The 10,641-nt window shown below is 50.2% G+C and carries 7 protein-coding genes; 5 read left to right on the top strand and 2 right to left on the bottom strand.

Annotated elements, in window-relative coordinates; translation table 11 throughout:
* Positions 1 to 46: 46 nt before the first annotated feature.
* Positions 47 to 1,342, bottom strand: coding sequence for a hydantoinase/carbamoylase family amidase (locus ACT3XD_RS18700; protein ID WP_192539751.1), 1,296 nt, complete (start codon positions 1,340 to 1,342; stop codon positions 47 to 49).
* Between the two features lie 446 nt (positions 1,343 to 1,788).
* Here ACT3XD_RS18700 and ACT3XD_RS18695 point away from each other — a divergent pair, with 446 nt between their 5' ends.
* The 4 genes from ACT3XD_RS18695 (at position 1,789) to ACT3XD_RS18680 (ending at position 6,911) form a co-directional block, all read left to right on the top strand.
* The gene (locus ACT3XD_RS18695; protein WP_192526906.1) at positions 1,789 to 2,769 is read left to right on the top strand and encodes a TAXI family TRAP transporter solute-binding subunit; all 981 of its coding nucleotides are present in this window, start codon (positions 1,789 to 1,791) and stop codon (positions 2,767 to 2,769) included.
* A gap of 138 nt (positions 2,770 to 2,907) precedes the next feature.
* Positions 2,908 to 4,821 (top strand): TRAP transporter permease, encoded by a 1,914-nt coding sequence (locus tag ACT3XD_RS18690; protein WP_192539750.1) that lies wholly within the window; start codon positions 2,908 to 2,910, stop codon positions 4,819 to 4,821.
* Positions 4,822 to 5,615: 794 nt separating this feature from the next.
* The gene (locus ACT3XD_RS18685) at positions 5,616 to 6,494 is read left to right on the top strand and encodes a helix-turn-helix domain-containing protein (RefSeq protein WP_192526908.1); all 879 of its coding nucleotides are present in this window, start codon (positions 5,616 to 5,618) and stop codon (positions 6,492 to 6,494) included.
* An 81-nt stretch (positions 6,495 to 6,575) separates the two neighbouring features.
* On the top strand, positions 6,576 to 6,911 hold the full coding sequence (locus tag ACT3XD_RS18680; RefSeq protein ID WP_192526909.1) for a hypothetical protein: 336 nt from the start codon (positions 6,576 to 6,578) through the stop codon (positions 6,909 to 6,911).
* A 288-nt stretch (positions 6,912 to 7,199) separates the two neighbouring features.
* Here ACT3XD_RS18680 and ACT3XD_RS18675 read toward each other — a convergent pair whose 3' ends face one another.
* A complete protein-coding gene (locus ACT3XD_RS18675) occupies positions 7,200 to 8,708 on the bottom strand; it encodes a YifB family Mg chelatase-like AAA ATPase (RefSeq protein WP_192539749.1) in 1,509 nt (502 codons plus the stop codon).
* Positions 8,709 to 8,866: 158 nt separating this feature from the next.
* On the opposite strand from ACT3XD_RS18675, the gene ACT3XD_RS18670 reads away from it, so the two are divergent.
* On the top strand, positions 8,867 to 10,641 hold a 1,775-nt coding region (locus ACT3XD_RS18670; protein ID WP_444280658.1), incomplete at its 3' end, for a TonB-dependent siderophore receptor.

Here is a 10,641-nt window from a genome sequence, read left to right as displayed (position 1 = left end):
GTATTAATATAGCCGAGAAGCAGCCCAGTGGAGAGCCAGGCAGTGCTTACCAATCAGTGATCGCTTTAAAGAGAATATCAGTGCCTTTGATAAGGTCGTCCACATCCATGGCTTCTCGTGGGTTGTGAGAACCATGGGCATTACGTACGAAGACCATGCCTGACGGAATACCGGCATTGGCAAATATGGCGGCGTCGTGTCCAGCACCAGAAGGCAGCTTATGTGGTTTGATGCCACAATCTTCGGCGGCGAGAGAGAGACGTTCGATGACGTTGTCATGCATGCGGGCTGGTGCGGTATCGGTTCTATCATCGAAGGTAAAAGTAACCCCATGTTGGTGCGCAACTTCCTCACATTCCGTACGGAAACGTTGGTAGAAAGTTTCCAGCGTATCAGTTGCCTGACTGCGTGCCTCAAAAGCGAACGTCAACATCCCCGGAATACGGCTGATAGCATGCTCTTTCGGATCGGTACCCACCATTCCAATGGTGACGACAAGATCCTTTTTCTCTTCGAGAAAGGCGCGCCAGTGTTCATCCAAGCGGTTCACTAGATCGCCGAAGGCAAACACCGCATCTTTTCGCAAAGTGCGTGGGATAGCGCCTGAATGTCCTGCTTCGCCTTGGCACACGATACGAGTGTGGCGCACATTGCCGCGTATACCGGAGACGATGGCCGCTGGCCATTGCTGCTCTATCATCACTGGTCCCTGCTCGATGTGTAACTCGAGATAGCTTTTGGCAATTTGCGGGTCGAATAAGGATTTTCCTAATTGAATAGGCGCAAGATTGATACCGACGCCTTCCATTGCGGTGGCCAAAGTGCTACCGGAGCCGCTCGACTTCGCAGACAGGTCATGCTCGTCGAGCATGCCGAAAAGCGCGCGTGAGCCTATATTGGCGCGCCCATAAAAAGCACTTTCTTCTCCTCGCAACATTAATAAGCGCACAGGGGTGGCCAATGGCGGTTGCACCTGCTGAAGGCGAATGAGACAAAGCAGCCCCGCGACGATTCCCGCCGCTCCATCATAGTTTCCGCCTTTGGGTACTGAGTCGGCATGGGAGCCTATATAGTGCCCCGCACGATGTCCATCATCCTCGGGCATTCGGACGACAATGTTGCTTGCACTATCGGATAAAACTTCCAACTGATGAGCAGTAGCCACGGCAGAAAAAATCTTTAATGCGGCATCTTCACCGCTAGAGTAGCACTCTCGAGTGATTCCTTCTTCGTCGGAAGTTTCGTTAGCCAGCTCATGGAAAATTGCTTCGGCCAATGCGTTTTCAGAGGAAAACCCCGTCCAGTCGACGTAGCTGGAATAGCGGGTGGAAGAGGAACTCATAATATAGTCTCCTTGTTGTTGAGCACGCTCATACCATCCATAACTGACTACGTGACCAACCATATCTGCGAATTTATCTTAAAAGATACTTATATCATTTTTTAGATAATGAGATTGTCTGTTAAATTTGTCAATTCGTATTGATGCTCTTTAATATCAATGCAATTAAAAGCGAGCCCTTTGTTAACAGAGAGATGCCTTATCCATAGGGGGGACTTCGATACTTTCCATGTCCTCAAAAGAGGATTAACTAATGAGCACTTTTTTAGTGCATTTATTATAAATTTAACTTTTTTTGCACCAAATTGGATCAATAATGATGTTGTCGAGTGGTCTTTATGGTTCCTTTTCTACATAAGTCTATATTAATAAACATTTTCTTTTTTTTTGGAATTTTCTTTGCTTTTGTATTTGAGAAACATTTTAAAATTTGAGGTTAATTAAAAATGAAAAAGATCCATTGGACTTACAGCGTTGCTGTTGTGTCAGGAGTCATACTTGGCGTGACCAGCCTTACCGCATCGGCAAAAGAGTTCATCTCTATCGGGGGAGGAGGAACTGGGGGCACTTTTAACACTCTTGCAAGTGGCGTTGCATCCCGTATGAATGACACCTTTGATGATGTGCGGTTCACGGTTGAAGGCTCGGCGGGCTCTACCGAAAACATTCGGCGTATTGGTTCGGGTGATCTGCAGATGGGTATTACGTTCACAGGCGATTCCTATCTTGCCGCGAACGGACTTGAGGATTTCGCTGAAACGGGGACAGTCGACAATGTGCGGTTTTTAGGATTTGTTTTCAGCGCCGTATCGCAACTTGTAACCACTGCTGATTCAGGAATCGAATCTATCGCCGACCTGGAAGGTCACCGCATTTCTGTTGGTAGCGCCGGGTCTGGTACGGCTCAAACCATGGATCGTATCCTGGAGTACTTCGATCTTGAGGATCGTGTCAGTACAAGTTATATCAATGGATCGCAATCTTCCGACCAGCTGCGCAATGGCCAACTTGATGCCTATCATGGGCAGTGGGGGGTTCCTGCGGGCGCAATCGTCGATACCACTTCGAGCCTTGATGCCAAGTTAATTAGCACGTACGACGAACTAAAAGACGCCGATTTTTTCGATGCCTACCCATTTTACAGCGAAGCGATTATTCCGGCTGGTAGTTATTCCGGTATTGACTATGACGTCAAATCGATCCGCGACATTGGTATTCTCGTGGCCAGTGAAGACGTAAGCGACGATCTTGCTTATCGTATATTGGAGAGTCTGTATAGCGAAGAAGGACTCGAACACATGCGTGCGGTGAGCAATACCACACGGGAAATGAGTCTCGAAAACGGAGTGAGTGGCGGCAACTTCATTCCGTTGCATCCAGGCGCAGAGCAGTTTTGGCGTGATCAAGGCATTGAACTTCCTCAATAACATTTTAAGTACGTTCTTATCATTAAGTCACTGAAAGAAAGGTGGTAGCTAAAAGCGACGCTTTTGTTACTACCTTTTCTCGCTCAGGATGCCTTGGTAAAGAGTGCGTAGGCTACTAACTCAGAGTAGGTCGAATACATGTTGCGGAAAAACGAAAAGATACGCAGCGAACGTGATGATGGCACAGTAAATATTGACGGGCTGCAGTCGCCATGGCGCATTATTATCAAGCTGCTTGCTGCGTCTATGAGTGCTTTCTACCTTTATAGCGCCGCTTTTGGTGCAGCCGACATGCAATACCATCTAGGCGTTTTTGTGGCTCTCACCTTCGCACTGGTCTTCATAACGTATCCCACACGAAGAGGTACATCTAAAAGCGCGCCAAGCCTTCTTGATATAGGGCTGGCGGGACTGGCTCTGGTCGTGTGTGGATATTTCATGCTCTATTACCCAGATATAACACGCCGGCTGGGAGCAGAGACACAGGCCGATTTGTTATGCGGACTTATTCTTTTAGTTCTCTCCATCGAGATGGCGCGGCGAGTGCATGGTTGGATGCTGCCCGGTATCGCGATAGCGTTTATCCTTTTCACGATATTTGGGCGCAGTATGCCTGATGTGATCTCGCATCGCGGCTTTTCGCTAGAGCGCATCGCGTTATTCAATTTCATTTCGGAAGATGGGCTTTTCGGAATGATCGCTCGAGTGTTCGTTAACTACGTAATCGTTTTTATTTTTTTTGGTGCCTTTCTCTCGGCATCCGGTACCGGCGCTTTTTTCATTGATATAGCGACGGCGTTAGCGGGTAAGCGCACTGGGGGCCCTGCCAAGGTCTCGATTGTTGCTTCAATGCTATTGGGTTCCATTTCTGGTAGTGCGATTGCCAATACCGTCACTACTGGTTCTTTGACAATTCCCTTGATGAAAAAAACGGGATATCCCAAAGAAACGGCGGGGGCTATTGAAGCATCGGCATCTATCGGGGGTATGTTTTTGCCGCCCGTTATGGGCGCGGGCGTCTTTATCATGGTAGAGCTAACTGGCATTCCTTATCAGACGCTCATTGCAGTCTCCATCGTGCCCGCGATCCTTTATTTTGCCAGTATCTGGTGGGCCGTTCATTTTGAGGCCAAGCGATTAGGTCTTCGTGGCCTGTCAGATGACGAGGTGCCAAAGGTCAGGTCAGTTCTACGCAAACGGGGCATTCTGAGTTTGCCTCTGCTCTTGGTAATTGCATTGCTTGTCTATGGGTTTACACCAGCATTTGCCGCTTTTTGGGGTGTGCTGGCAACAATCCCTTGCTCATGGGGGACAAAAGAAACGAGGATGGGAATCGGCGATATCTATGCTGCACTTTATCAAGGCGGGCTTAGTACGCTGGTTATCGGTTCTATCGTGGGCGTCATTTCCATTATTTTGGGAATGATTAGCTTGACCGGAATGGCCCAAGAGTTCACCTCGATATTCCTCTCGGTTTCAAGCGGTAATCTGCTTCTAGCGATCATTCTGATCGCTCTCGCGAGCCTAGTGATCGGTATGGGATTGCCGGTAACGGCCTCTTACATCGTAATAGCAGTGTTGGCGGTACCAGCCTTGAACGAGCTGGGCGTTGCATTGATTGCCGCTCACATGATTGTTTACTGGCTAAGTCAGGACTCAAATATTACGCCTCCAGTATGTATTGCCGCATATGCTGGAGCTGCAATTGCAAAAGCAGATCCATTTACGACCGGCGTAAGGGCAATGAAATTATCAAAAATGCTCTACATTATGCCCTTGCTGTTTGCCTTTTCACCCATGTTGATGAATGGAGAGCCATTCGATATTGCGGTTGTATGGCTGTCCGCCTTGATAGGAGTGTTTCTACAAGGTGCCGTAAGTGCGGGTTACTTTCGCACCAAAACGAATATCAGTCAGCGAATCCTATTGTTAATCGCAATGGTGTTGTGCTATTGGCCAAACGTTTGGACAACGGTGTTGGGTATCATCATGTCCGGCGTGGTTTACCTGTGGCAACGGTCGCAATATTATCAATCGTCTTATTCAAGATAACGGTAGCTAATACCTTTAGCGGTCGTTAAAAATGGGGGCTTGTAAAGTAGCCCCCATTTCGTAAGCGAAGCGTAGAAGTTAGTATTACAGTGTAACCTTGAGTATGACCTGTATTGAGGTGCCATATCCTTTGAGCGAAATATGATAGCGTTTACCGTCGTAGCCGTCTCGGCCAGCTTTATTAGAAGATGAGATCTCTTCTCTGGCAGAAAATACTATCGAGTTTTATGGCCCTTGATCAGCATTGCTTGGTTGGCTAGGTACGATATTACGACATCAGCTTAATATAGGTTATTACGAGATATTGATATTATTTTTTATGGTAACTGTTTTGATGTTTAGCTTCTTTATGAGCTTCACGTGCAAGCAGGTAGCATCAGGCTACGCTTATCGCATCGGCACAGCATCGATATTGTCGATTTCCTGGTCGTAAATCCGGCGATGGTGATGAAAAAACCATTGGTTGATCAGCTGCCTGGATATATCTTATTGATCGTGTATGCCAAAAGCCGACTCTTTATCATGGTACAAGGCTTCCAGTGCACACTATATTGCCACACGTGTTATCTTTCCTTGAGACAAAGTGCGCAAAAATCATATATTATGATAAGTGTCTCATTCTGATATAAAAGGCGGCCGTTGGGAGCCCGAAATGTGTGATTCTAAATATTTATTTGGTAAGCCTTATCACGCCTTCGTTATGCGAAAGTACATTGAGATTTTAATGTATGTTGCTCGATACATCGGGTTCAAGGCCATGCCCCCTATATCTTATAATAAGAAGGCTTTTGGGTATGTCTGAAAAATTTAATGATATTGGAGATAGGCTGCGTGCTTTTCGGCTGGGTAGTAATATACCGCCTGAAATTATAGCAGATAAAATCGGTGTTTCAAGGGCGGCGCTATATCGTTATGAAAAGGGCGCACTTCCTAAGCTTGAGACCTTGGAAAAAATATCCGAGGTTTTATCCGTTTCAATGACGACCCTTCTAGGCGTCGGTGTGGAATATCTATCGTCTTGTGTCAGCTTTATGGAACGCATGCGGCAAATAGAAGTCGAAACACGCCATATTTCAGCAATGTTTGGTCCCATTGCCTATTTATTGACAACGCCACAGTATGATGAAGTTTTAAACGATGTTCTGAAAGAAAGTCTACCTGATGATCTAAAAAAATGCTCAGAGACTTTAAAAGTCGTAGATAATATCATGAATGTCCTAAGGGAGAGAAAGAGAAACTATATGCTCAAGAAGCCTGGGTTTTTAAGCCTAATGTCTGCTTCTGAACTTCAGCGCTTCGTTGGGAATGGGTTTGTTGGAACATATAATCTTGATAATCAGTTGGTTAAAAAAAGAATCGTTATTGCTAAAAATGAGGTGGAGCATATTATCGGTTTAATCGAAGATCAGCCAATCGGTGTTCAAGTGGGATTGCTGAAAGACACAATGCCAAACTCCTCTTTTCAAATATTCAAACAACCAAAAAGGGACACTATTGCAACAAGTCCATTTACACTAGGGGATCTTCCTAATGTTAGATTAGGGGTTGCGATGATCACGTCGGCACCAGAGGCTGTCAAACTTCATACTGATATTACTAGCGATATTTGGGGGCGTTCGCTGAAAGGAACAAAAGCTATTGATTATATAAGGAAAAATATTTTAATTGATTAATTTCATTGATTAAGGCGTATTTTTATAAATCGAGTTGTTCTTTATGGTAACTTAATAAGTAGAGTTTAAATGGAGGTTGATATGAAATTTATTGACGCTATCGAAAAGTTTGAAAATTTTCCGGCTTGCACAGATGCCTTCGTAAAGCTAAAGAAAGATATGAACGAGCTGATTATAAATGATCCGGATTATGCAGCTGTTTATCTTGTGATTCATGATTTTTCTAAAAAACATCACTTTTATTATGAGGATCAGGCCGTCTCGCCAGAGGTTTCCGATAGTGCTAAAAAGCAAATGATTGAGTATTTAACCCGGCTTAAAGAGCTTGTTTCAAACCGAAATAGAGAAGCGGCTTTTATCGCACTTAGTGCTATTTCTCATGACTATTTCACTCAAGGCCGTGTTCTAGAGCCTTAAATTTAAACGGTATGGGCGGATTCCGCATCCTTCCTGATTATCCAAGCGCATTATGGCGGATGAATGAATACTTTGCTTAATATTTGTACGATAGGCAAGGATACTCATAGCTTGGGTAGAGTGTTCTGACCAGGTCCCATGGGTAGTAGGCAATCTTTGATCTTGATTTCGCTTGAATGGATGTTGGGGAGCTGGGCCATGTTTCACCACTTCCTGCGCAAGCTAAACAGCGATCTAAAAAATCAAACGAGGTGCTGCTACAGACAAACCAGAGTTCAAACGCCCCTCTCAGGCCCCCTTCAACAGCCTATCCAGCTGTCGATAGCCAATGGCCTCAATCAAGTGCGCCTGAGTGGGTTTGGGCTCCCCCTGTAAATCAGCCAGCGTCAGCGCCACGCGCAGCACGCGGTGGTAGGCGCGGGCGGAGAGCTTGAGCTTTTCCAGCACGCTGGCAAGCCAAGTGCGTTCCTCATCGTTCAAGTCGCAAGCGGCTTCCAGCGCCTTGCCGCCGAGCTGGCTATTGAGTGCGCCGCGCGCCATCTGGCGCTCCCTGGCCGCCATCACGCGCTCGCGCACCGCATCCGACGATTCGCCCTGAGTCTGGGCGGTGAGCTGTTCCGGCGGTAGCGCGGGCACTTCGACCTGTAAGTCGATGCGATCCAGTAGGGGGCCGGAAAGCCGCGCCTGATAGCGCTGAATCTGGCTGGCGGTGCACTGGCAGCGCTGGCGTGGGTCGCCCAGGTGCCCGCAGGGGCACGGGTTCATTGCAGCTACCAATTGAAATTGAGCCGGGTAACGGCGCTCGTGGCTTGCCCGGGCGAGATGTATTTCGCCAGTTTCCAGTGGCTGTCTTAAAACTTCTAACACGTTGCGGGAAAATTCCGGCAGCTCGTCTAAAAACAGCACGCCGTGGTGGGCAAGCGATATCTCGCCCGGCTTGGGTTTCGAGCCACCGCCCACTAACGCGGCAGCACTGGCACTATGATGCGGTTGGCGAAACGGGCGCTTGCCCCAGTCGGCATCCAGGGGTAATCCACATACCGAGCGCACGGCGGCGACCGCTAACGCATCCTCTTCAGAAAGCGGGGGCAGAATGCCTGGCAGGCGGCTTGCGAGCATGGTCTTGCCGGTGCCCGGCGGGCCGGCGAACAAGAGGTTATGCCCACCGGCCGCAGCCACTTCCAGTGCGCGGCGTGCCTGCTGTTGGCCGCGCACATCGGCCAGATCAGCCATCGGCGTGGTGGTCTTAACCGAAGCAGGCAAGCAGTGGGGCGGGATTTTTTCCTGGCCGAGCAGGTGGGCGACAACCTGCCAAAGCGTATCGGCTGGCAGCACCGGTAAGTCGCCCGCCAGCGCGGCTTCATCGGCGCATTCGCGAGGGATAATCAGAGCTTTTCCAGATCGGCGCGTTGCCAGGGCAAAAGGCAGAATGCCGTGTACGGCGCGCAGCTTGCCGTCCAGCGCCAGCTCGCCTGCGCATTCCATACCTTCCAACGCCTCCACCGGAATTTGCCCGGAAGCGGCAAGAATGCCGAGTGCGATAGGCAAATCAAACCGGCCGCCCTCCTTGGGAAGATCCGCAGGGGCGAGGTTCAGCGTAATGCGCCGGGTATTGGGAAAATCAAACCCGGCGTTGACCAGGGCGCTGCGCACCCGTTCGCGGCTTTCTTTGACCGCGGTTTCAGGCAAGCCTACCAGGGTTAGCCCGGGCAGGCCGTTGGCAAGGTGTACTTCTACATGCACCGCCGGTGCGTCTAACCCCACGCCTGCGCGTGTGGTAACAATGGCCAATGTCATTGTGCTTCCTCGCTAGGTTTACTTAACCCTAATTTAACTTATTTAAGCAGGCGTTGATAGCGCAGGGCTGGCGGCGGTATAGTGTATTTGAATAACAACCATTATCACTACCCTTCAAACACTGTTCTCTTTGCTGACAACAACCTTGAGTGCTCAACATGCCTTCTTTGCCGTTTGTACGCCGACCGCTGGTGCGTTCCATTGCCGCGTTGATTCCGGTTTCCGCCGTTTTTATATGCACGAGCGTCAACGCTCAGGAAACGGTCAACAACGATACCGTGGTGGTAGTAGGAACGGCGCTGAAAGTTGATGCACCGCTGGTGGAAACGCCGCGTCCGGTATCCAGCGTTGATCGTGAAGAGCTTGAAACCCGCAACGTGCAGCAGCTGGATGAAACCTTCCGCTACCGTGCGGGGGTGCTGGCCGGGCACTACGGCAGTGATAACGATACCGACTGGTTCAAGGTGCGCGGGTTTGACCAATCCACCTATCAGGACGGCCTGCGGATTTACCGTGAAGGCTTCTACCAGTGGCTGCCTGAGCCTTACGGCCTTGAGCGGATTGATGTATTCAAAGGGCCGTCTTCGATTCTTTACGGTGAGGCGCCTCCCGGTGGCTTGATCAACGCGGTGAGCAAACGCCCGACCGATACGCCCCAGGGCAACGTGAACTTGCAGATGGGTAACCGCAACCATCGCCAAATAGGCTTGGATACCAGCGGGCCGGTAGGCGAGACAGACGATGTTCGCTACCGCGTGGTGGGCATGTATAAAGAGCGCGACGGCGATCTGGATAACACCGAAAACGAGCGCTACTACTTTGCACCCAGCCTGGCGGTGGACTTCAGTGAAGACACCAGTGTTACCTTCCTGGCCAGCGTGCAGAAGGACGACGGCGTGCCTGTCAATGGCTTCAAGCTGCCCTACGGCAGCATTCAGGATACGCCGTTTGGCCGGGTCAGCCCGCAGTCCAACGTTAGCGAGCCTGATTATGACCGCAACAAGCGCACCCAATGGGGGCTAGGCTACGAGCTGCGCCATCAGGTCAACGACACCTGGGCGTTCGAACAGGATTTGCGCTACAGCGAACTCGACCTGGAACTGCGCAGTACCTACGCGCTCTCCATGGTGGATGACCGGCGCGCTTCCCGTGGTTTGACGCTGCGCGACGGCAAGGCCGATAGCTGGACGGTAGACAACCGGTTTGTGGGCAACTGGTACACCGAACGCACCGAAAATACCCTGCTGGTGGGCGTCGATTACCAGAACCTGGGCCTCAAGGGCCAGGAGGGCGACGACTACGCCTTTGGCGCGCCAATCGATATCTTCACGCCCACCTACGGCAACTACACCCCGTTTGCCGATGAAAACTTGGTCGAGCGGCATATCGACAAAGAGCAGACCGGCGTTTACCTGCAAAACCAGCTGCGCCTGGATGACCGCTGGGTAGTGCTGGGCGGCGTGCGCTACGACCATGCCGAGACCGAGAACACCAATGTCACTACCGGCGCCTCCGAGCGCTCTGACGATAATCAGCTCTCCTGGTCTGGCGGGGTCATGTATCTGGGTGAGAACGGCATCAACCCTTACGTTAGCTACACCGAATCGTTCGAGCCGATTGCTCAGTCCGATAGCGCAGGCAATCTTTATGACCCGCGTGAAGGCCGCCAGTGGGAAGCGGGTGTGAAGTATGCGCCCATCGGCTGGGATGGCTACGTGACCGCCGCCGTGTTCGATCTGGAAGAGAGCAACACGCTGGTAACCTCACCGGCTGGTTTCCAGGTGCAGGAAGGTGAGCGCACCTCCCAGGGCTTTGAGCTGGAAGGGGTGGGTTACGTCACCGATGACTTGAAAGTCACTGCGGCCTATACCTATACCGATTCGCGCCTGGAAGATGACCAGCGCGCCAGCTTGATTCCGCGTCACCAGGCATC

Source organism: Halomonas sp. AOP7-B1-5 (assembly GCF_052353045.1).
Taxonomy (GTDB): domain Bacteria; phylum Pseudomonadota; class Gammaproteobacteria; order Pseudomonadales; family Halomonadaceae; genus Vreelandella; species Vreelandella colorata.
Note: the sequence above shows the minus strand (reverse complement) of the source record. Positions and strands in the feature narration are given on the sequence as shown.